At 40.9% G+C, this 20786-nt stretch carries 23 protein-coding genes; 11 read left to right on the top strand and 12 right to left on the bottom strand.

Features of this window, described 5'->3' with window-relative positions:
- Positions 1-571: 571 nt before the first annotated feature.
- On the bottom strand, positions 572-2395 hold the full coding sequence (locus tag Q4550_RS01705; RefSeq protein WP_303529821.1) for a solute:sodium symporter family transporter: 1824 nt from the start codon (positions 2393-2395) through the stop codon (positions 572-574).
- A 345-nt stretch (positions 2396-2740) separates the two neighbouring features.
- Here Q4550_RS01705 and Q4550_RS01710 point away from each other — a divergent pair, with 345 nt between their 5' ends.
- Positions 2741-2932 carry a hypothetical protein gene (locus Q4550_RS01710; RefSeq protein ID WP_303529823.1) on the top strand — a complete coding sequence of 64 codons (192 nt, stop codon included), beginning with the start codon at positions 2741-2743 and terminating at the stop codon, positions 2930-2932.
- Positions 2933-3075: 143 nt separating this feature from the next.
- On the opposite strand, the gene Q4550_RS01715 is transcribed toward Q4550_RS01710, so the two are convergent.
- Positions 3076-4254, bottom strand: coding sequence for a hypothetical protein (locus tag Q4550_RS01715; RefSeq protein ID WP_303529825.1), 1179 nt, complete (start codon positions 4252-4254; stop codon positions 3076-3078).
- A 178-nt stretch (positions 4255-4432) separates the two neighbouring features.
- Between Q4550_RS01715 and Q4550_RS01720 the strand changes: the two genes are divergently transcribed.
- The 4 genes from Q4550_RS01720 (at position 4433) to Q4550_RS01735 (ending at position 8278) form a co-directional block, all read left to right on the top strand.
- Complete coding sequence (locus Q4550_RS01720) at positions 4433-4735, top strand: hypothetical protein (protein ID WP_226616584.1); 303 nt, start codon at positions 4433-4435, stop codon at positions 4733-4735.
- A gap of 220 nt (positions 4736-4955) precedes the next feature.
- Positions 4956-5495: a 2'-5' RNA ligase family protein gene (locus Q4550_RS01725; RefSeq protein WP_303529836.1), complete on the top strand. Its 540-nt coding sequence runs from the start codon at positions 4956-4958 to the stop codon at positions 5493-5495.
- Positions 5496-5650: 155 nt separating this feature from the next.
- Positions 5651-7186, top strand: a complete 1536-nt coding sequence (locus Q4550_RS01730; protein ID WP_303529839.1) for a multicopper oxidase family protein — start codon at positions 5651-5653, stop codon at positions 7184-7186.
- A 99-nt stretch (positions 7187-7285) separates the two neighbouring features.
- Entirely contained in the window at positions 7286-8278 is a 993-nt protein-coding gene (locus tag Q4550_RS01735; protein WP_303529841.1) for a Gfo/Idh/MocA family protein, read from the top strand.
- A 452-nt stretch (positions 8279-8730) separates the two neighbouring features.
- Here the strand turns inward: Q4550_RS01735 and Q4550_RS01740 are convergent, their stop codons facing one another.
- The 7 genes from Q4550_RS01740 to Q4550_RS24620 all read right to left on the bottom strand — a co-directional run bounded on the left by Q4550_RS01740 (position 8731) and on the right by Q4550_RS24620 (position 11476).
- Positions 8731-9057, bottom strand: coding sequence for a hypothetical protein (locus tag Q4550_RS01740; protein ID WP_303529842.1), 327 nt, complete (start codon positions 9055-9057; stop codon positions 8731-8733).
- Between the two features lie 5 nt (positions 9058-9062).
- Complete coding sequence (locus Q4550_RS01745) at positions 9063-9275, bottom strand: helix-turn-helix transcriptional regulator (protein WP_194220686.1); 213 nt, start codon at positions 9273-9275, stop codon at positions 9063-9065.
- A gap of 147 nt (positions 9276-9422) precedes the next feature.
- The gene (locus tag Q4550_RS01750; RefSeq protein ID WP_483298552.1) at positions 9423-9692 is read right to left on the bottom strand and encodes a hypothetical protein; all 270 of its coding nucleotides are present in this window, start codon (positions 9690-9692) and stop codon (positions 9423-9425) included.
- Between the two features lie 35 nt (positions 9693-9727).
- Complete coding sequence (locus tag Q4550_RS01755) at positions 9728-9937, bottom strand: hypothetical protein (protein ID WP_303529844.1); 210 nt, start codon at positions 9935-9937, stop codon at positions 9728-9730.
- An 84-nt stretch (positions 9938-10021) separates the two neighbouring features.
- Entirely contained in the window at positions 10022-10747 is a 726-nt protein-coding gene (locus Q4550_RS01760; protein ID WP_303529846.1) for a tubby C-terminal domain-like protein, read from the bottom strand.
- 110 nt (positions 10748-10857) lie between these two features.
- Positions 10858-11235 carry an iron chaperone gene (locus tag Q4550_RS01765; RefSeq protein WP_303529848.1) on the bottom strand — a complete coding sequence of 126 codons (378 nt, stop codon included), beginning with the start codon at positions 11233-11235 and terminating at the stop codon, positions 10858-10860.
- 97 nt (positions 11236-11332) lie between these two features.
- Entirely contained in the window at positions 11333-11476 is a 144-nt protein-coding gene (locus Q4550_RS24620; protein ID WP_369290136.1) for a DUF3953 domain-containing protein, read from the bottom strand.
- A 488-nt stretch (positions 11477-11964) separates the two neighbouring features.
- On the opposite strand from Q4550_RS24620, the gene Q4550_RS01770 reads away from it, so the two are divergent.
- The gene (locus tag Q4550_RS01770) at positions 11965-12759 is read left to right on the top strand and encodes a hypothetical protein (RefSeq protein WP_303529849.1); all 795 of its coding nucleotides are present in this window, start codon (positions 11965-11967) and stop codon (positions 12757-12759) included.
- 57 nt (positions 12760-12816) lie between these two features.
- On the opposite strand, the gene Q4550_RS01775 is transcribed toward Q4550_RS01770, so the two are convergent.
- Positions 12817-14424: a M4 family metallopeptidase gene (locus Q4550_RS01775; protein ID WP_303529851.1), complete on the bottom strand. Its 1608-nt coding sequence runs from the start codon at positions 14422-14424 to the stop codon at positions 12817-12819.
- Positions 14425-14953: 529 nt separating this feature from the next.
- Here Q4550_RS01775 and Q4550_RS01780 point away from each other — a divergent pair.
- On the top strand, positions 14954-15529 hold the full coding sequence (locus Q4550_RS01780; protein ID WP_303529853.1) for a DUF2087 domain-containing protein: 576 nt from the start codon (positions 14954-14956) through the stop codon (positions 15527-15529).
- Between the two features lie 93 nt (positions 15530-15622).
- Here the strand turns inward: Q4550_RS01780 and Q4550_RS01785 are convergent, their stop codons facing one another.
- Complete coding sequence (locus Q4550_RS01785; RefSeq protein ID WP_303529856.1) at positions 15623-16399, bottom strand: SDR family NAD(P)-dependent oxidoreductase; 777 nt, start codon at positions 16397-16399, stop codon at positions 15623-15625.
- Between the two features lie 209 nt (positions 16400-16608).
- On the opposite strand from Q4550_RS01785, the gene Q4550_RS01790 reads away from it, so the two are divergent.
- The 4 genes from Q4550_RS01790 to Q4550_RS01805 all read left to right on the top strand — a co-directional run bounded on the left by Q4550_RS01790 (position 16609) and on the right by Q4550_RS01805 (position 19765).
- Positions 16609-17187 (top strand): DNA-3-methyladenine glycosylase, encoded by a 579-nt coding sequence (locus tag Q4550_RS01790; RefSeq protein ID WP_303529858.1) that lies wholly within the window; start codon positions 16609-16611, stop codon positions 17185-17187.
- 114 nt (positions 17188-17301) lie between these two features.
- Positions 17302-18051 carry an SDR family NAD(P)-dependent oxidoreductase gene (locus Q4550_RS01795; RefSeq protein WP_194220675.1) on the top strand — a complete coding sequence of 250 codons (750 nt, stop codon included), beginning with the start codon at positions 17302-17304 and terminating at the stop codon, positions 18049-18051.
- A gap of 222 nt (positions 18052-18273) precedes the next feature.
- Entirely contained in the window at positions 18274-19200 is a 927-nt protein-coding gene (locus Q4550_RS01800; protein WP_303529862.1) for a DMT family transporter, read from the top strand.
- Positions 19193-19765, top strand: coding sequence for a TetR/AcrR family transcriptional regulator (locus Q4550_RS01805; RefSeq protein ID WP_303529863.1), 573 nt, complete (start codon positions 19193-19195; stop codon positions 19763-19765). Before Q4550_RS01800 ends, Q4550_RS01805 begins: the two co-directional genes overlap by 8 nt.
- A 57-nt stretch (positions 19766-19822) precedes the next feature.
- Here the strand turns inward: Q4550_RS01805 and Q4550_RS01810 are convergent, their stop codons facing one another.
- Entirely contained in the window at positions 19823-20695 is an 873-nt protein-coding gene (locus tag Q4550_RS01810; RefSeq protein WP_303529865.1) for a DMT family transporter, read from the bottom strand.
- Positions 20696-20786 lie beyond the last annotated feature (91 nt).

Genomic DNA, 20786 nt, shown 5'->3' on the forward strand with positions numbered 1-20786 from the left:
ATTAGCTCGACTTCAAGTCTTCCACAATCCTTCCATGAAAACTTAACCTTACCACCCTTATTTTACCATAAAACTGACCTATCAAATGAATATGCCCCGTTCCGATTTACATTGCTTGACATTGATGCATTTTAAAGATTCACTTCAACTAGAGTCCTTCACTAAACTTCAGAAGAGGTATTATAAAAGGAAACTGCCTCTACTTAAAGTTACTATATTTTCATCTTGATTTTGGTAGTTTACCTTTCCTCTAACGAGATTAAGAGGAAGTATGTTTAGCGCTCTGGATCGGTTCTGATCTATTTATTCTAAGGGAAAAGCTAACTAGCTAGCATTTCAGCTAGTTATAAGTATCCTGTCTCATCAATCGATGAAGTAGGATCCTTTCGTAGGCGCTAGCGTAAACTAATTGAGGGTGGCGCGGCAAAAGATGCGTTTCAATAAATCGACCATTCGATTCGACTCTGAGAAATGGCAGTAGGTCAGCTTAAGGATCAAGGTAAAATAAAAGGAGCCCGCTTCATCACATAGGATGAAGCGGGCTCCTTGTTAATACAATGGACATCATTTATTAAAAATCTTTTTCAGAAAAATAGTTCATCTGAGGACTTTGCTTTTGGCCCCCTACTTCTTTTCCTGTTTCTTTCACAGCTTCCTTCGCTCGTCGAACAGCATGACCGTACTTACGCTCCCAACTCTTCGTTGCAATAGCGAATGCAATAAGCGTTACAACCGAAAGAGCTCCAGTCGCTGGTAGGAATGAAGGCGAGATCATCCCATCTGCATACGCTACACCAATTGGTGAGAAAAGGATATACGTTTCGCAAATGCTTGCGATTAATAAAATACCAGCTGGCGCGCTGTATTTCCACGGCGTCATATTCACCTTGGAAGCCTTCGGGAATACATAAGCTTTCTCCTGTGGCTTAACGTAAGCAATCCCAAACATGATCGCCACTTCAGCGACAAATAGAATACCGTAAATATGAATAAAGTGAATGTCGAGCGGAAGACCAAAGAGGTGTTCGGTTCCCCACACCATCATGTAGTAAGCGACCACATGAAATACAATCGCTACTTTCGCCGCTAATGCCGGCACCTTCTTCGAAATAATTCCGATCAATACAACGGCCACAATAGGAATGTTGAAAAAGCCGGTGAATTTTCGAATCAGATCCCATAATCCGTTCGGTGCGTACATCAACATCGGTGACACGAAAAACGTAACAAGTGCAATAATGGAGCCAAACCACTTACTAGATTTAATCAGCTGGTCGTCTGAGGCATCCTTTTTAAATGCCGGCTTATAAATATCAAGAGCAAACATCGTTGAAGCACTATTCAAAAGGGAGTTATATGAACTTAAGACGGCCCCAAGCAATACAGCTAAGAAAAAGCCAGACAAGTAAGGTGGCAGCACATTCGTTACGAGCGTAGGATACGCCAGGTCAACGGACTTAAGATTCCCTTCGTAAAGGTGAAAAGCGATAACGCCCGGAATCATCATGAAAATCGGAATAAGAAGCTTGAAGAATCCGGAAAAAATAACGCCTTTCTGTCCTTCCTTTAAACTCTGTGCACCGAGCGTACGCTGTATCACGTATTGATTTGTTGCCCAGTAAAACATGTTGGCGATAATCAAACCGGTAAAGATCGTACCGAATGGAACCGAGTCATCCGCTCCCCCAATCGCGTTCAGTTTTTCTGGATTTGTCGTTGTGATGGTTTTTACACCGTCTAGAAAAACGCCATCGCCAAGGGCGATAAGTCCAAGAATCGGAACGAGCGCTCCGATAATGAGTAGACCGACTCCATTAATCGTATCGGAAACGGCAACGGCTTTTAACCCGCCGAAGATCGCATATACTGCCCCGATAAGGCCGATCCCCCAAATCACAACCCAAATCGACTGGGTGTATGTAATGCCTAAAATCGATGGTACATCAAACAATTTCAGAACGGCTAGAGCCCCAGAGTAGAGCATCGAAGGAATCGTGACGAGTACGTATCCAACCATAAATAAAACGACAGTATAGCGACGCACCCCTTCATCAAACCGTTTACTAAGAAATTCAGGAAGGGTTGTAATCGACATGTTCAAATATTTTGGTAGTAAATAAAGTCCCATGAGAACAACCGCTACACCTGCCGTTACTTCCCAGGCCATGTTCGATAGATTCGTCCGAAACGCCTGGCCGTTTAATCCAACTAGCTGCTCAGCAGAAAGGTTCGTTAGCAAAAGCGATCCTGCTATAAACCCACCGCTCAATCCTCTTCCTGCCAGAAAATAACCTTCTGACCCATTTGTAGTCCCTCTTGTTTTGCGATAAGCTATGTATCCAACAAGCACCATGAATGCTATACACGTAAGCAATGTAAACCATAGTGACTGCATTTTGTCTCCTCCTCTACCCCAAGAAAAAAATTTTCTCGTATGATTGTAGTAGATGGAATATCCTTTTTATTATATTAGTAAACATTTTTTTGAAATTTGGGGTAGAAAACAGGTGAAAGTTAGTAAAAAAGGAGTGGAATTCGGAAGATAATCTCTCATATAAAAAAGAGCATATAGTTCTTCCTAGTAAATCAGGAGGTTTTCTAACATAATTAATAGACAAAAGTGAATGTTGCGCATTTACCCCTTTCCCTATACACTTACTCAACAAAATACTATACCTTTACTCTCTACAACAGACCTAACAGGACGAATCTCTCTATCACAATGAAAAGAGGTGAGTGCGTGTATGCTACTGGTATGAGCACATTTGATTTTGTACTCTATTTCGCATTTATCATGCTATGCTTTTGGATGAGGATCTATCGTGAACGTGTTAAAGAGCAAAAAAAGGAAATCCATCAGTTGAAAGAGGAAAATGAAAAGCTGAAAGAAGCCGTGCGTTTTTATCATGAGCAGCGTGATAATATGGGTTAAATAGTCGAAATATAGTGAGCTTAAGTGAATAAAGAAACGTACTTAATATATGATAATAACACGCTATTTTCAAAAAACAGGCACTTCCAACCTTTTAGTTGGATTGTGCCTGTTTGTTTATTAAGCCATCCTTTTGTGAGCCATTATCTAGCCCAATACAACTCTACCATTCTACTTTTTTCATTCAAAGAAAATTTCATCTCATGGGGAGATTCTCCATATGGATTCTCCACTGTTACTTCCCACATATTATCATTTCGATCGATGTTCGTATGAGGTACGTCTTCAAGTGCACTTATGTATTCCTCTTCAGTAACGGTCATCTCTTCGCCGTTCTTCTTTAGAATGTATTTTCCATCTTTCTCATAGCCAATGTGATCCCCCGTATGACTCTCTAACCAATTTTCTACTTCAGTAGAGTTTTGTTGAGCGATATCCAGGATATTGGCTTCCGTGATTTGCGGCTTTTTCTCTAAGAGATCAAAAAGAAAGTACTCATGATAATCGCAATCTGCATCACAAACATCAACCACAAGCGCATCAGCTGGTAATTCACTACTTTCTACCTTTTCCTTACCAGCAGTATCAATTCTGTAGGATTCGTCATCCGTCTGAGGGTGATTTGTTCGTTGACCGCTCGCACTTAAAAAGTAAGCATCCACATCCTTTTCTTTAAGCATAGGCTTCTTTATAAGGTCGATTTGTTTCAAGAAAAAATCCGCTTTCGTCAGCGTTTGAGCCGCAAAATGCACTCCCTCACTTCCAACCTTCGTTCGTTCTACTATAAGTTCCTCATCATTAGCTGCAAGTTCAATATTGTAGTGAACCTTCTCGGGAGAAGCGTTCTCTTCCACAACCATATAGAGATCGTTCATTGTTCCTTCATCACTGATTTCCATATTAAAATCGATTACTTTTGAAGAATCATTTTCATCTCCAAGCTTACTATGTATGTTCTTCCATTCTTCCGCTAAACTGCCACTATAGAAATTAGTATTAAGAAGAGCGACTTCCTGAGGTTGTTCATACAAAAACGTTTGAACCCAAGGAGCAATTGATGATGTTAAGAAGATAAATAACCCAACATAAACAGCCCGCTTCTTAGCCTTCACATTTACTTTAGTTTTAGTGAAAAACAAGAAGGATATAAGGAATCCAAGTGGAAGCCGCCAATCATTGAATTGCAACGAAAAACCTCCAAGAAACGTATAGCCGATCAGCTTTAAGAACAAATAGTGTTCAAAGTCAGCCGCCTTCCGAAAAATAATAATGAGAACTATTAGAATGAGAACGTAATAAAACAACCAAATCAAATTTTCCATGTTTCAACTCCTATCTAAACGGTACCATAGTGGTGGTGCCTGTCACCACCCGTTTTCACTCGAACATTGTCGAACTGCTCCACTCCACCTAATCGTCACTCTGAGGCGGTTTGTGATCTCCTTTTAACTCCACTATAATGGAGGGTAAGCTACTTAACAGGCTAGAAAGGAGTACGACATGTTTACGACATATCGCTCTAAAATGACAACCTGGAGAACGGTTTTCTTCATCTTCATCAGCGCGCTTACAACGCTTGCCATGTTTCTGATTGATCCGGTATCTTCTAGCTCCGGCGAATCTGCCGCTCTATATATCATGATTTTTATTTTAGTTGGGTGTGCCCTCTCCATATTAATGGCATTCGTTGTATATCGAACTAGTGATGAGAAAAAAGGATGGGCTACGATCGGATTGCTACTTACACTTTTCAACATCGCTGTAATCGCTTACTTTATCTATGTGGGTCTTCGGCTAGCATAAGCTGATTGAATAATGAACCAAAAGCGTCACTTATAAAAATCACTAAACTAAACAAAACAAGCGTCTTCCCTTTTACGGATGGGAAGACGCTTGTTTATGGACAAATTCTATCTCCTAACACGCCATAAGTCTTTTCTCTTTCTAACAAAAGCCCCCCCCGCCCAAGCATGCTTCGTGATAAAATACAATAAAAGGAAATTCGTAAAAAGGACTGACTCCCATGCCAAATCAATACTTTATTGGTATCACACCACCACCCGACTATCTTGCCAAAGTTGAACATTTCCAAAGAAAATGGATCAACTTCCTAGGAGTAGAACCACATATTACTCTGAAAGCGCAGGGCGGACTATCCCCCGACAAGAAATGGATCGAAAAAGTGGAGAACGTATGCAAAAAAATCCATCCGTTCACGCTAACAGTAGCAGAACCTCACTACTTCGGAGACAATATCCTCTATCTAAGTGTCACTTGCGATCAATTATTCCCGCTCCATGAAGCCATTGTAAAAGCGATTTCTCCACCCGAAGAGCTCATCAAGCACTACTTTGAATTAGATGACTACGTTGGGCATTTAACTCTCGGCAAAGAACAGTACGGTATATCGAAATCTGATTTAAAGGATATAGAGCTTTTAGCAAAACAGGAACTCACGCCCTATCCTACCTTCAAAGTAGAATCCATTCGAATTTATGAATTAAAGCCTAGCAACAAGCGGTACGAACCCTATCTAGATCTTCCGCTAGGAGCAAATCTATAACTTATTTGAACCCCTCCGTTTCTTCGAGACGTAGGGGTTCTTCTATCTTCGTAATCTCACAAGATCCTGAGCTTCAAGAATAGAAAAAGAAATGAAAGATCCTCTCTTCGTAACATATGATGAACAAATGCATCGTTTCAGAAGGAGTGGCACAGATGCTCGAAAAATTCGTAGATCGCCTCCCTATCATGCCAATCATCCAACCCGTAAAGACAAATCACGGGATTCCCTATTATGAAGTGACGATGAAGGAAAGTTTTCAGAAGCTTCATCGCGATTTGCCAGCAACACGCGTTTGGGGATATAACGGGCAATACCCTGGTCCTACGTTTCAAGTTCACCGAAATCACCCGATCCGTGTGCTTTGGAAAAATGAACTCCCTGAAAAGCATTTCCTCCCAATTGACCACACCATTCATGGGGCTGGTACAAACGTTCCTGACGTTCGTACGGTTGTGCATCTTCACGGTGGGGTTACGCCTGATACGAGCGATGGTTATCCTGAGGCATGGTTCACCCGAGGATTTCAACAGGGAGGGCCCTATTTCACCGATCCCATTTATGAATATCCAAATCATCAAGCAGCTACGACCCTCTGGTATCACGATCATGCGATGGGGATTACACGGTTAAATATCTACGCAGGTCTCGCTGGGATGTATATTGTTCATGACGAAGAAGAGCGATCCCTCAGGCTACCGGAAGGTGAGTTTGATATCCCCCTTCTTCTTCAGGATCGTTCTTTCCATCGTGATGGCTCTTTGTACTATCCAGCTGAACCAGACCCTCCTGTAGAAGGCGTTACGCCATCGGTCCTTCCTGACTTCTTCGGGAAAGCCAATCTTGTTAACGGGATCGTTTGGCCTTATTTGGAAGTCGAGCCGAGGAAATACAGATTTAGAATCCTAAATGGATCAAACGCAAGATTCTACCGCTTCTCCCTATCCAACCAGTTCCCATTCGTTCAAATCGGCACAGATCAGGGGCTTCTCGGAGAGCCGGTGCCTGTCACCCGCGTTTTGATCGCTCCTGCCGAGCGTGTCGACGTCGTCATTGATTTCAGTCGCTCGGCAGGCGAAACCCTTACCTTAATGAACGATGCCGCCTCCCCTTATCCTCAGGGGAAAAGTCCGAATCCCAAAACAACGGGCGTAATCATGCAGTTCCGTGTAAAGAAGAAGCTCTCTCTTCCCGATCAAAGCGTCGTTCCTCAGACATTATCTCGGTACGAGATCATATACGAACAACAAGCAAACAATCAACGCAACCTTCTCCTCAACATGAGGCCTGATCAATATAAACGATCCATTCACCTATTAAACAACCAGCTCTGGTCAGATCCAATCAGTGAAATGCCTAGATTAGGCGATGTTGAAATCTGGAGCTTCGTCAATTTATCAAATGCAACGCACCCCATCCACTTGCATCTCGTTCGCTTTCAAATCCTTAATCGCCAGCCCTTTGATCGAGATCTATATGAAAAAGAAGGTAAGATCGTTCCAACCGGCCCACGCATGAAGCCAGATCTCAATGAGCAGGGCTGGAAAGATACCGTGCGAGCAAACCCAAAAGAAATCACGCGAATCATCATGAAGTTCGTACCTTATGCAGGCTTGTTTGTATGGCACTGTCATATTCTCGAGCATGAAGATTATGAAATGATGCGACCTTATGTAGTAGTCAAAAAATAAGAAGGGGGTCAGGTAGGAACCTGACCCCCTTCTTTGGATTTCTTCCCCTCAAAATGGTATTCTTATTCCGTTAATAGCTTACATAAAAGGAGCCTACATATGACGAACCCATCCATTTGCGTGATTGGCGCAGGCTTTCATGCAACGACGAACATTTATCCCGCTCTTGTCGAAACAGGTGCAACGATTACGGCTGTCGCTACACGAAACTTAGAACGCTCAGAGCAAACACTTCTTCGTTTTGGAAGCACTGGAACACCGTATGATAATCACAAGAAAATGCTAGAACAGGAGTCATGTGACGGCGTCATCGTTGTCGCACAACCCACAGACCAGGCAGCCCTTGTTATGGACTGTATCCAAGCCGGTAAAAATGTGTATGTCGAAAAGCCACTTGGCATGACAACGGAAGAATCAGAACTAGCGGCAGATGCTGCAGAGAAAGCTGGCATTAAGCTTATGGTTGGCTTTATGAAGCGCTATGCGCCGATTTATAAGCAGCTTCACTCGCTTATTACAAGTGAAGAACTAGGATCAGTTCGTTCATTCGAAGCGCGATTCGCCGTTGATACAACACCATTTTGCCAAAACGATGAAGAATTCCTAAAGTTTGCTGCCATTCACATCGTTGATTTAGTTCGCTATCTATTTGGAGAAACAATAGCTGTAAGTGGATTTAAAAACAGCTCGAATTCACACATCAATCAAAGCATTAGCCTTCAATTCGAAAGCGGAACAGTTGGAACCCTATCATTCACTGGGATGACAGCCTGGTCTAGAGAAAGCGAAAAACTGACGGTTACGTTTGATCACGGATTTGCCTCAGTCGATGAGGTCCACACCCTAACCGTGCACAAATCTCAATCCTTTAACGAACTTCCATGGAAAGCACCGGCTGAATCTGATTTCGTATACAGTCCTTCCGCCTCAACGATGTCAGGCTCAATGAAAGATCTTTACCTCCGCGGCTTTGTCGGTGAAATGCAGCACTTCGTCTCATGCTGTACAACAAATGAGACGCCCCGCTCAGATGGAAAAGATAACATTCGTACGATGGCGTTGATTGATCGGATTTTGAAGACGTTAAAGTAAGTTAAATTCCTAACATTGCATTTCTTTAGGATATAAACATATAAAACCCCGTAACTAGATAAACGTGTTACGGGGTTTTTCAACCCATTCTTTCAAACTCTCTGACTTGAACCTTTATTCCCGTCTCTTTTTTCTCTCAACCAGAGCAAATATCAACAGAACAATGGTTAATACCATCATGACCATGTATAGCCAGGGAAAGCTCATGTTCCCAAAATAATCTAGACTCATGACGATAACATTCAAAAACATTAGTAAGATAAAGGCTATATCACTTTTGTAAGGCTTCCGTTTTTCAAAAAATAAGCTCATAAAAAATCATTCTCGCTTTCCTATAATATTAACGACTATATCTTAAAGAAAATTAATTTCTAAAAAGTGAGCAACTCCATTTAATACTGTATATAGGAATGCCTTTTCTATTTCTTTTAAAAGCAATCTAGATTTATCACTTAGGAATAACGAAAATACGAAGTTACCGCTCCCATACCATATCCAATGGCAGCAATTAGAAGGATATCTCCCCCATTCGAAAAGAAAGCAATAGATTGGAATTTCGTAGGATCTGTGAAACCGTCCAAGAATGGCAACAAGTTCGTTAATCGAATCAAGGCATATAGCATAATAACTTGCCAACTCGACATTGCGGCATCTCTTAATATTTTCTTTTGACGTTCATCTTCCTTTGAAAAGCCAGTATCATCACCTGATACTCTTTTCGTGGAAACAATAATCACTGACATGATACATCCCATAATCAGAACAAGAATGATATCCATTGCATTTATCCCCTTTTCTTTAGCGTTTTTTGATAGTTAAAGAGTGAGTCTACTTTCGTTTCTAGAGCTAAAGCAATAGCAAATGCCAATTCTAAACTTGGATCATACTTATTGTTTTCAATAGCGTTGATCGTCTGTCTGCTAACTTGACACAATTCCGCTAACTTCCCTTGTGAAATCCCCTTACCTTCTCTTAAAATCTTAATGCTGTTCTTCAACTTTGAGCTCTATCCCTTCTATCTATCCTGTCAAATTCCTTTTACACCTTATATGTTAATAAAACCCAGAAAAGGTGTCAAATACTTTTGACACCTTTTCTGGATTCCTTGATAAACTAGCCTATAAAAATACAACCTCAATTTATTTCAAACCCCGTCCACATACTCCTTCGCCTCCAATAGCGATAACCCAAATTCTTCTCGTGCCTTTTTCACGGCTTCTACCGTTTTTCCTTCTTTCATGAGCTCTCGCAATTCATCGTTAATCGGATGTTCAGGCAAATCCAGATGCTTGGCCATTCGATTTAACTGATCGTGCATACTTTTCATTCGCACGCTAAAACTATTCATCTGAGCACTTACTCGAAAAACGAGATAAAAAACAGCTGCTAACAAGCCTACAAGTGCAATCTCCATCACGTCAACATCCCCCCCTACCTCATTTCAAACAGCTATAAATACAACCATACTGATAGCACACCGAACACAACGATAAATAAACCGTGTCCTAACCAGCGATATTTCCTATGAATACCAACCCGGCTTTCTAAATGTCTAAAGTACATGGCACAGCACAAAATTCCTAAGAAACCGATCCAGAAGCCTTGTTGATCATCGTAAACGATGGCTAGCTTGATTATTCCTAATCCTACAAACGCCATGCCAACAGATCCTATCGCAGTATAAAAAAGCAATCCTAAATGATTGTTCACAAGCTTCACCACCAAAGCAATATTAAAGCTAGCTCACTGACTAAAATGATAGTTAAATAGAATATAGCCCATAAATAAAACATGTGCTTCTTCGCCATATGTATCTTTCATTTCTAATTTATAAATCGAATTTCCTAATTCAGCCCTTTTCCCTTCCCCAATCTTATGGTCATCTTTACGAATCACTGTTTTAGACCCAATCCCAAATGACTGATAATGATAGGTGTGATCACGATAGTTAAGATAGAGACTTTCCTTTAACTTGGCGACATTTTTGACTGAGTAGTCCATTTGAATGCTGCCTACTTCATCGTTATTAGAGAAGATCAGCCATTCATTTGTTCCGCGAAGGCGATTTTCATTTTTACCTTTTAGAATGATGTGATGACCATCTTCTGACGAAAACGCTAGATTAAGAAACCATCTTCCTGGGCTGTCCATAATATCTGCGACAACTCGCTTCCACGGCTTATGATAAAGTCGCTTGTATTCCCCAACAAGTTCCCGTCCGTCAAACACTCGCTTCGGCGCTGCTGAGACTCGATCTCCTAAGCGTGTCACCATACGTTCTTCATCCGCTTCTGGCTGAAAAGCAAGATCCTTCTTATGCTGCCACTTCATCATAAATAGAATCAATATAGCCGCCACCGGAAAACCCATTAGCAACAAGAGCTGATCCATCTCGAATTTTCCTAGAAACAAATAGCGTAGAGATAGCCCTATAAAGCCTACAACAAATAGCAAAAGTAGTTTCCCCAAAATGAACTCCTTTCTTGCTAAATAACATCCATTTTTGTTCTATTACTACTTACGAATCGATTTAATGAAAGTTTCACACCTTATCACAGGCTACCCCTTATCCCCACCCTCTAACAAGAAAGATCCTCACCAGCTCGCCATTGATTAATCGCTTCTTTCACAAATTCCTCCACACCGCTTTCCTGTAAATCAATTGATTTTTTAATTCGGATACATCCTTTTCCACAATCCAAACCATTCAATAATTCACTTGCTCTATCGATTTTCTTAATATCTCCTACATAAAGACTTACATAGGACTTTTGAGCATTAAGATTAAACAACACGCTCGACTTCCCTTTATAGCTAAGCATTTTATATTGAATGCCTTCTTCGAGCTCTGGAGCATTTTCAATTATGTACTGTCGTACTGCAAGGAGCTTTTCCTTTCTCCAATCATCTTCTAGCATTTCAAAATATCCCTCTGGTGTTTTCGCTTCATATTGCATGCTTTAGTCTCCTTCTTATTATTAATATAAGTCACCGTACTAGCAAGAAAGATCAAATTGCTCTCGCGCCTCCACTTTCGGAAAGCGCTTAAAACCATTAACCTATTAGATAACTCTTGATAGATACATAAAAATTAAAGAGTGCGGCAACGAAAAAGAAATAACCTATGTAGGCCGTAGCCTCTTTTTTACAATATTCTATCCCCATAACCAACATAATACTGCCTAAAAACAGCATCATATAAGGTATTGCCGCATAATCCTCCGTTATACTCGCATATACAATTATAGAAAACGTTACGACCGCTAAACCAATCCTAATTTTTTTTAATATCTCATCCACCTCCTTTTCATACGTACTTCTATCATTTATAAACTAGCTTTTCCCCCTTACGTCTGCTTATTAAAACTCCTAACCCCACGAAGCCAATCCCTACAAGATTCATGAGGAAATTACCGATATTGCCTAAGTCGTTTACTCTTAATCCTATCAAAAAACTACCTAACAAGATCATTGGAATCACGATAAAACACCTCAAATGCGCCTCTCCCATTTGCCATATGAATCATAAAAACCCTCAACCTAAACAATACCATCTTTCGCCAATTATTAGTTTTCGTTCGGGGCAATTAACGAAAGCACTATTGCACAAATATTTTCGATTAGACCTGGAACCCTCTCTTATTTTCCTTTAAGCTTAATGAAGAAATAAATGAAAGGTTGATTGTTTGAAGAAGTTACTATCCCTGTTTTTAGTATGTTTATTCGTCTTCTTTCCTATAGAAGACACGCTTGCCGCTAATGTGAACAAAGACTTTTCCGTTGAAAAAACGAAAAATTCACCGGAAGACAACCGGCAATCCATTGCTAGAGAATATAGAGAGAAAACAAACTCCCTTCTATTATCCACTCAAACTAGTAAAAACACATGGAACAGCGCTGAGACCTCACATAAGCTATTGACCACACATGTACAGGCGCTAGGAAACGGAAAATACCGCGTAAATGTCGTGATGGAATGGAAGATAGTGCCCAAGAAGCGATTACATGATGTGATCAGCTTCGCTTTACCTGAGCTTGGGGGTGATTATTACATAGAAGCAAACTCGTTAATCGGAAAGCAGCTGGTGGTTGCGGAGAACATTGAGACCGGGGAGACCCAAACGATGGATTACGAGTATACGAACACCCCGGCGGAAGAGGCAGATTCCTTTTATGTTTCTCCAACGGAACGAGTTGTTCTAAGTCAAAACTTAAAAAATGATTGGGACGAATACAAGGTTCGTAGCATCTATCAAACGCTCAGTGGTGTGATTCAAGAAACTGAGGAACTAAATACATATGCCTTACACGTTAATGGGGGTTATAGTCATCAAATTCACCCTGATGAAAATTGGAGCGTACGCTTATTTCCGTATGAATTCAGCATTGATATCAATCAGTTGGTGAACGGTGATCCTTATCAAACACCCGATTCTTTTGATCGTTACCTACAAGCTGAAACACAGCTGGTTATGAAATAACGATCACTTACACGCAAAAAAAAGAGCTCGCCATGAGCCCTTTTTTTGCGTTAATCTTTATTCCGTAACGCCAACTTGATCCCAGGCTGACGCGACACTATTGTACGTAGTAGATCCGGCGCCGTATAAATCATCTGCCGATTGTAGAAGAGCCGATCTTGCGTCACTAAAGTCACTTGTTGGAGTGAGGTATGTTGTAAGAGCACGGTAATAAATTTGCTCTGCTTTGCTATCTCCAATGCTTTCGATGGTGAAATAAGCCGCTTTGTTTGGAATACCACTGTTCGTATGAACGCCGCCATTGTCTTGAGACGTTTGAACGTAGTCATCCATATGAGATGGTTGGTTATATGCTTCTGGATTCGATAGACTTCTTAGCGCATCTCCAGGTGTACCAGGCGTATAGACGTCTTCCCCCATAAGATAATCTTCAGGCTCGATGAAATACCCGAACACATCTGACATTGATTCGTTAAGTGCTCCCGATTGATCACGATACTGTAGTCCCGCTGTGCGTTCTGTTACTGCGTGCGTTATTTCATGACCAACAACATCTAGCGCTGCTGATAATGGAGCAAAAGTGGTCCCATCGCCATCACCATAAACCATTTGCGTTCCGTCCCAGAAAGCATTGTTATAGTTTGAGCCATAGTGCACTGTAGAACGAATCGTTGCACCGTTATCATCAAAGCTATCGCGATTATGTGTCGACTCATAATAGTCATAAACAACGCCTGCATTGTAGTGCGCATCAACAGCTGCCGCTTGATCTGAAGAAACAAACTGATTGTCATCATCTGTTACGATCGCGCCAGGAAGGCTTGATCCATTATTGGCACTATACGTCTCAATGAGGCCACCTTTTGTTACGTCACGAAGAAGATAGCTACCATTTTGTGATACCGTATTTAGCGATTTCTGATCACCCAATACGCCCGTTCCTGTTCCTGTCTCGGCGCCGTCAGCTAGCGCATTATACGCTTCTACAACGGAACCATCGCGAGCATCCACATAGATTTGCCAGTTCGCAGGATAAGGATCAATAAAGTTCAGCTGCACTTTATAAGCAAGAACATAGCGATCGCCGTCCTTATAAACAACTTTTTCTCCCTGACCCGTCATGTTTTTATTATCACGAAGACTTGTTTCAGGTTGTACATCAACATGGTTCCATGCTGTGTTAACCGCTTCTTCTTCAGATACCTTCGCATTCTTACTTCCTTCAAATTTCTTTACAGCGTCTGGATGCAGATTGCCGTTCACGGCTGCAACTTCCCCATCATTATCTGTATGTACGATGAATGTCGCTCCATCAAGTGGTACCCCATTTACCGTTTGAACATATGTGTAATGAGTCATGCCTAGCTTATCTTTCGATTGATCGATCAGCTTAAGATCATTCTCATTCACCTGGAATAGGGCTTCATTTTCCTGTAGATATTGCTGGACATCTCCTTCACTCGCAACCTTTTGTTCTGATAGTTTACCAGATAAGAAAGATGGCACCTTCCGTTCCTTTTCCCAGCTCTCCTTTACAATCTCCATCTTGTCAAGTGCTTGCTTCTGATCCACATTCAAATCCTCTGGCGATGCGGCTGATGCAGTTGGTAGTGCGCCCCCAAATGCAAGTCCTGTCGCAAGTGCGACGGCGATTCCCTTTTTCAAAAAATCTCCTCCCCTTCTCGGAATGTTTTGAATTTTGAATACACTAGTAGCCTATCATAGAATTTCTGAAGGTTGTATTGGGAAATCTGTTAGACGATACGCCTATATACTCACTATGTTGCCATAACATTTCCCAATAACTTTCTAGAGATTTAAGTGATAAACTTAATCTAGAACATTTAGTGATTGGAAAAATATTCTTTTTATAGAAATCACATGAAAATCTAACCATCTATCGTCTGATCACTTGATATAATTGAGTGTAAATGGCAGTCATTTCGTACTACAAGATTGGTACCCAACCTTCTAAGAGGTATTTTTCCTTTTCATTCGCAACAAATAATACACAATACATTTCAATAATAATTATTTCAATATTATTTCAGTTAAGACAATATAGAGGTTTCTATGTAACGAATCGGAAACCAGTCCAGTCAATATGTGAACGGTTCATTGGTTGACGAACAACTATAATTAGATTAGTATCTAATTAGATACTAATCTAACTTATAGGAAGGTGGGTCGTATATTGCAGTTAAACCGATTAGTTAATTTCCATAAAACACTCGGGGATCCAACTCGGATTCGCATTCTTTCGTTGCTCGCTAAAGGTCCTCTCCACGGCCAAGCCATCGCTGGCAAACTTGGATTAAAAGCACCTACGATCACTCATCATATGACGAAATTAAGAGACACCGGCATTGTTTATCAACGTAAGGATAAAAACACCATCTATTACTACATAGATGAGAAGAAATTCCGCTCTTACTCAGAAGCCCTGCCGATTATGCTTTACCAGCCTGACTACGATAAGGAGGACGATTCTGTGAAAACGCAAGCTGTTATCAATAATTTCTTAGCACCAGATGGTACGCTCAAGCACCTCCCTTCTCAACGAAAGAAAAAAATCATTATTCTTAAGCACTTAATCAACGGATTAGAACGAGGGAAAAAGTACCCTGAGAAAGAAATGAACGAGTATATCAAAAAGTTCCATCCCGACTTCGCAACCATTCGTCGAGAGTTTATTATCAATCATTTTATGTACCGAGAAAATAACATTTACGAACTAAATCCAGAAGAAATGTGGGCGACGATCGATTAATCGCAAGACAGCTATTTGAACTCTGTTGAAGTACAATGGACGAATTCATAAAAAAAACGGATTCCCTCACTCATGAGGAAATCCGTTTTCTTTTTACAATCCGTAATTTGTGACGCCGCCATCAACGAAAATATTTTGTCCGGTAATGTAGCTTGATCCTTTTGAAGCGAAGTAAAGAACGGATGTTTTAAGCTCATCCAACTCTCCAATTCGTTTCATTGGCGTTCTTTTATTAATCATCTCTTTAAACTCTGGGTCTTCTAAGGAATCTTTAATGAAATCCGTCTTAAACATCCATGGACTGATCGCATTTACGGTAATGTTGTTTTCAGCTAATTCGTTAGCTAATTGCTTCGTTAAGTGAATAACGCCTGCTTTACTTGTCCCATAGACTGAGCTGAAGAATAGACTTACATCTCCTGCAACAGAAGCGGTATTAATGATGCGACCATATTCCTGTTTCTTCATATATGGTACAACTGCCTGACTCATAAAGAAGACAGACTTCACATTAGTATCCATCACTTTATCCCAGCCATCTTCGTCGAGATTTTCGATTGTGCCAGGTGCATTCGTTCCTGCATTGTTAACGAGAATATCAATTTGTCCATACTCTTCATTGATTGCTGCGGTTACTTTCTCAATGTCCTGCTTACTTGTCACATCGCATGAATAGGCTTTAACTTCTGCGCCGGTTTGATCAGCGATTTCCGCTGCTGCTTCTTGAACCTTGTCTAGTGAACGTCCAAGCAAAACGACTTTTGATCCGCTCTCCGCTAGCGTTTCTGCCATAAGGCGACCGATTCCGCTACCCCCACCAGTTACGATGGAAACTTTCCCGTTGTTTTTAAATAAATCCAATATCTTCACTTCCTTTTATTATACAAGTATTGTGATGGTTTCCCATATCGCATGGTAATGAAACTTCACGCTTTAGGGCTTGGATGGACCTTTATTGATCCCTTCTCCCTTTACACCATTTCGTTTAGCTCACGTAACCATGTGGAAAACTAATGTGTAGAGCTTACAAGAGAGAAAGAACATCTTTCAACTATAACGACTTACGAAAGGAAACGAACATGTCTATTTTACCTAGAGAATTCTACCAAAAACCGACATTAGAACTAGCGAAGGCTCTCCTCGGCTGCGAGTTAGTGAAGGAAACGGATGAAGGAGTTGCCTCCGGTTATATTGTGGAAACAGAAGCATATTTGGGCGCACAGGATCAAGCCGCTCATAGCTTCAACAACAAACGAACGAAACGCACAGAAGTGATGTTCGGGCCTGCAGGGAATGCTTATACGTACGTAATGCACACGCACTGTTTATTCAATGTGGTCAGTGCTGACACCGATGTCCCTGAAGCCATTCTTGTTCGCGCCGTTGAACCTCTCAAAGGATTAGACTTAATGGAGCAGCGAAGACCTGGACGTAAACAAAAGGAATGGACGGATGGTCCCGGCAAATTAACTAAAGCGCTTGGAATTGATCCAGGTGATTATGGTCATGCCTTAGTACGTCCTCCTCTATATATTCAACGTGGCTATACGCCGGATCACATTTCTGAAGGAAAACGAATCGGTATTGCTAATTCAGGAGAAGCTCGTGACTATCCGTGGAGATTCTGGGTGACTGGAAATCCGTATGTATCGAGGTAGCTCGCAATATGCTTCCCTCAAGTCGCTTTCTTTTATTTTCAAAATCTAAAGGTCTATACTAGTACTATAGCAACAAGATATCATCTTCAATCAACTAATCAGGAGGTTTTATGCATGAGTAAAGTCGCAGTTATTACAGGTGCAGGAAGTGGATTAGGACAAGCAGCTGCTGTTCGTTTAGCAGATGAAGGGATTAATATCGTTGCAGTAGACATTAACGAAGAAGGCGGTAATGAAACGGTCGACCTAGCGAAAAAAGCGGGTGTTGATGCGCTTTTCATAAAAGCTGATGTATCTAAAGCGGACGAAGTAAAGAATTACGTCGACAAAACAGTTGAAACCTTTGGTTCAATTGATTATTTCTTTAATAACGCCGGCATCTCCGGTAGTGGTGAATATTACTTAAATACGAAAGTAGAAGAAATAGAAAAGATCGTAGACATTAACTTAATGGGCGCCTTATACGGTGTTCGTTACGTAGCTGATGTTATGATCAAAAATGGTGGAGGTTCAATTGTAAATACAGCTTCAAGTGCCGGTGTGATTGGTCAAGATTCTGTAGTCACTTACTCTGCCACAAAGCACGGTATTATTGGACTTACGAAAAGTATCGTAGCTGAATATGCGAAGGACGGATTACGCGCAAATGCAATCGCTCCGGGACCAACGGCAACTCCAATGGTAAAAGACTTCTATGAAGCGAATCCAAAAATGAAAGAAAATGCAGAAGCTGGTATTCCTCAGAAGCGTCTCGGTACCCCTGAAGAAGTAGCTGAGCTCGTGACGTTCCTTTTAACTTCTAAAGCGCAGTACATCAATGGTGAAGTCATTCGCATTGATGGTGGGTTTACGAATACGAAGTAAGGGTTAAGGAAGCTTCATTTTTAAATTAAGTACAATTTATTAACAACTATGTCATGCCCCACTTCTTAAGAGGTGGGGCACCTTTTATGTCATTTTCCTCCGCTCCACTAATCTAGGAGCGATAATAAGGTTAAGGAAAGCTCACTCTTGACAGTATACCGACCGGTGTGTTTATATTATTGATACTACACCGATCAGTTTACTTCAAAAGGAGCGAAACGTATGTTTTCGAAATCACAAATTAGCGTCGTAGCTGCAGTTGGATTTGTCATTATGTGGAGTTCAGGTTTTATTGGCGCAAGATTAGGAACGGCTGAGGCTAGTTCAATGACGGTATTAATGTGGAGGTTTATTGTTGCTTCCCTTATTTTAGCGAGCTGGTGGCTATGGAAGCACCGTAAAAAATTATCGATAAAAAGTGTCATTACTCAAGCACTCATCGGTCTCTTTGCTCAAGGTGTTTATTTGTATGGCGTCTTTTTATCTGTGGAAAACGGCGTGTCTGCTGGTACTTCAAATCTAATCACAACCCTTCAACCAATAGCTGCAGCCGCTTTAGCTGGTCCTCTATTAAAAGAATCGACTTCTCTGAAGCAGTGGAGCGGGTTACTGTTGGGGATCGCTGGGGTTTTGTTTGTTGTATATGGTGATTTAGGAACTTCTTCTCAAGTTCCCTTATGGGCTTATGGACTATCCTTTTTAGCAATGATGAGTCTCGTCTTTGCAACTTTATTTGAAAAAACAAGAAAAAACACTGTTTCAATTATCGACGCTCTACCGATCCAAACTCTTATTAGCGCTCTTCTTTTCTCGATTATTGCATTCTCCACGGGAAAAGCTTCCCCTCCAATCACGGTAGAATTCTGGGGAGCTGTTGCCTGGGTGGCTGTTCTATCTACGATTGGAGGATATGGGTTTTACTGGTGGAATCTTAAGTTAGGAAGCATTACTCGAGTGAGCAGCCTGTTATACCTCACTCCACCAGTCACGATGATCTGGTCCTTTATTATGTTTGGTGACAGAATTGGTTTGCTAACGATTATGGGAATGCTATTATGTTTACTAGGTGTATGGGTCATCAAGAAAGATGTCCCAGAAGCAGGATATCAGAGAGAATTAAATAATAAAGGGTGTGGAATAAATGGATGAGAAGATCAAAATGACACCTGCTGCCTCACGAATTCTAGATACAGCCTCCGATTTGTTTTATTGGAAAGGAATTCATTCCATCGGGGTCGAAACCATTGCCACCGAAGCTGGCGTGACTAAAAAGACACTATACGATCGCTTTGGATCAAAAGACCAATTGATCGTAGAATATTTAAAAAAACGAGATCAACAGTGGAAAAAACACTTATTCACATATTTAGACCGTGTAGCTGATCATCAACCTTTGGAAAAGATCTTAATCATCTTTGACGCTTTGGAGAGTTGGTTAGAAACAAATAATCAGAGAGGCTGCGCTTTTGTAAATGCATTAGCTGAGTTGCCAGAAGAGTCACATCCCGGTAGAGAAGTGATTATTGAAGAGAAAAGATGGTTAATGGAGCTGTTTACAACGTATCTTAAGGAATTAGAATTTCAGAATGCAGAAGAATTAGGCGAAATACTGCTGATTCTTCATGAAGGGGTGACGGTTTCTTATTCGATGAGCCTTTCGTCGAAAGTAGCTTCAGCCAAGGAAACAGCTAAATTACTCATTCATAAAATATAAAACATATCACTTAGGAGGCAATTGCCTCCTAAGCGATATGTTAAAAAGTTCTGCTTCTTATCCCTTTTGTTTTCGACTCAATAGTGTAATCGTGATGAGAATGATCACGAGTCCTATACTTTGCGTTAAAGTCAAAACCTCTCCCAAAATGACTAATCCAAATAGAGAAGCCGTAACCGGTTCGACCATCGCGATGATCGCTGCAACGGATGCTGACGTTTTCTTCAAACCTTCTATATATAAGTAAAAAGAAATACCTGCGCCGATGATACCGAGAGTGATAAACCAAATTAGATCCTCAGAAAACAAGGCATCGAGCGCTTCCTTATGATCAATAAATAGAAACATAACAATGGTAAATGTCGCAAAAGCCATACTAAGAACAAAAGGTGGACGCCCTTCTTTAGAAGCGTTCTTAAAACCAAAAATAAACAGAGCGTATGAAAGACCTGATAATAGTCCACTTGTGATTCCAAGAATATTTAAACTGCCAAGTCCCGTTTCATAAACGTTTGTTAATAAGCTGATCCCCCCCATCACAATAACCATTGCAATAACCTTAAATGGGGTGACGGTCTCTATTCGAAAAAGAAATGAACTAAACAGTACGAACAGTGGTGCCGTGTACATCAAAGTTGACGCTACCGCTACACCAGATTCCGAAATACTAAGAAAGTAAAAACTGAAATTTCCAGCGACCGCTAAACCGGCTAATACTGACCACATCATCGTCTTCGTTGAATAATTAATTTTATTTCCTTTTCGATGAAGTAGTAGCCATACAAAAATACCAACAAATCCTATTGATCCTCTATAGAATGAGATCACTAACGGATCCCAACCTTTATCCATTAATATTCCTGCCAATCCTCCGGAAATCCCCCACAAAACAGCTGCTATGATCACATAGCCTATATTAAATAAATGCATTTATACCCTCCTAAATTGAAGCCTTTATGACCTGTTTGGAGGAAATTCCCACTCTTTTACTAACTAAAACTAAAATCATGCAAACCCGTTC

This window comes from Anaerobacillus sp. 1_MG-2023, assembly GCF_030547345.1.
In the GTDB taxonomy this organism is placed as follows: Bacteria; Bacillota; Bacilli; order Bacillales; family Guptibacillaceae; genus Guptibacillus; species Guptibacillus hwajinpoensis_B.

Coding starts and splice junctions, on each gene's coding strand:
- Q4550_RS01705 (WP_303529821.1), bottom strand. CDS start 2,395: ATGCAGTCACTATGGTTTACATTGCTTACGTGTATAGCATTCATGGTG.
- Q4550_RS01715 (WP_303529825.1), bottom strand. CDS start 4,254: ATGGAAAATTTGATTTGGTTGTTTTATTACGTTCTCATTCTAATAGTT.
- Q4550_RS01720 (WP_226616584.1), top strand. CDS start 4,433: ATGTTTACGACATATCGCTCTAAAATGACAACCTGGAGAACGGTTTTC.
- Q4550_RS01725 (WP_303529836.1), top strand. CDS start 4,956: ATGCCAAATCAATACTTTATTGGTATCACACCACCACCCGACTATCTT.
- Q4550_RS01730 (WP_303529839.1), top strand. CDS start 5,651: ATGCTCGAAAAATTCGTAGATCGCCTCCCTATCATGCCAATCATCCAA.
- Q4550_RS01735 (WP_303529841.1), top strand. CDS start 7,286: ATGACGAACCCATCCATTTGCGTGATTGGCGCAGGCTTTCATGCAACG.
- Q4550_RS01740 (WP_303529842.1), bottom strand. CDS start 9,057: ATGGATATCATTCTTGTTCTGATTATGGGATGTATCATGTCAGTGATT.
- Q4550_RS01750 (WP_483298552.1), bottom strand. CDS start 9,692: ATGGAGATTGCACTTGTAGGCTTGTTAGCAGCTGTTTTTTATCTCGTT.
- Q4550_RS01755 (WP_303529844.1), bottom strand. CDS start 9,937: ATGGCGTTTGTAGGATTAGGAATAATCAAGCTAGCCATCGTTTACGAT.
- Q4550_RS01765 (WP_303529848.1), bottom strand. CDS start 11,235: ATGCAATATGAAGCGAAAACACCAGAGGGATATTTTGAAATGCTAGAA.
- Q4550_RS24620 (WP_369290136.1), bottom strand. CDS start 11,476: ATGATGCTGTTTTTAGGCAGTATTATGTTGGTTATGGGGATAGAATAT.
- Q4550_RS01790 (WP_303529858.1), top strand. CDS start 16,609: ATGTCTATTTTACCTAGAGAATTCTACCAAAAACCGACATTAGAACTA.
- Q4550_RS01795 (WP_194220675.1), top strand. CDS start 17,302: ATGAGTAAAGTCGCAGTTATTACAGGTGCAGGAAGTGGATTAGGACAA.
- Q4550_RS01800 (WP_303529862.1), top strand. CDS start 18,274: ATGTTTTCGAAATCACAAATTAGCGTCGTAGCTGCAGTTGGATTTGTC.
- Q4550_RS01805 (WP_303529863.1), top strand. CDS start 19,193: ATGGATGAGAAGATCAAAATGACACCTGCTGCCTCACGAATTCTAGAT.
- Q4550_RS01810 (WP_303529865.1), bottom strand. CDS start 20,695: ATGCATTTATTTAATATAGGCTATGTGATCATAGCAGCTGTTTTGTGG.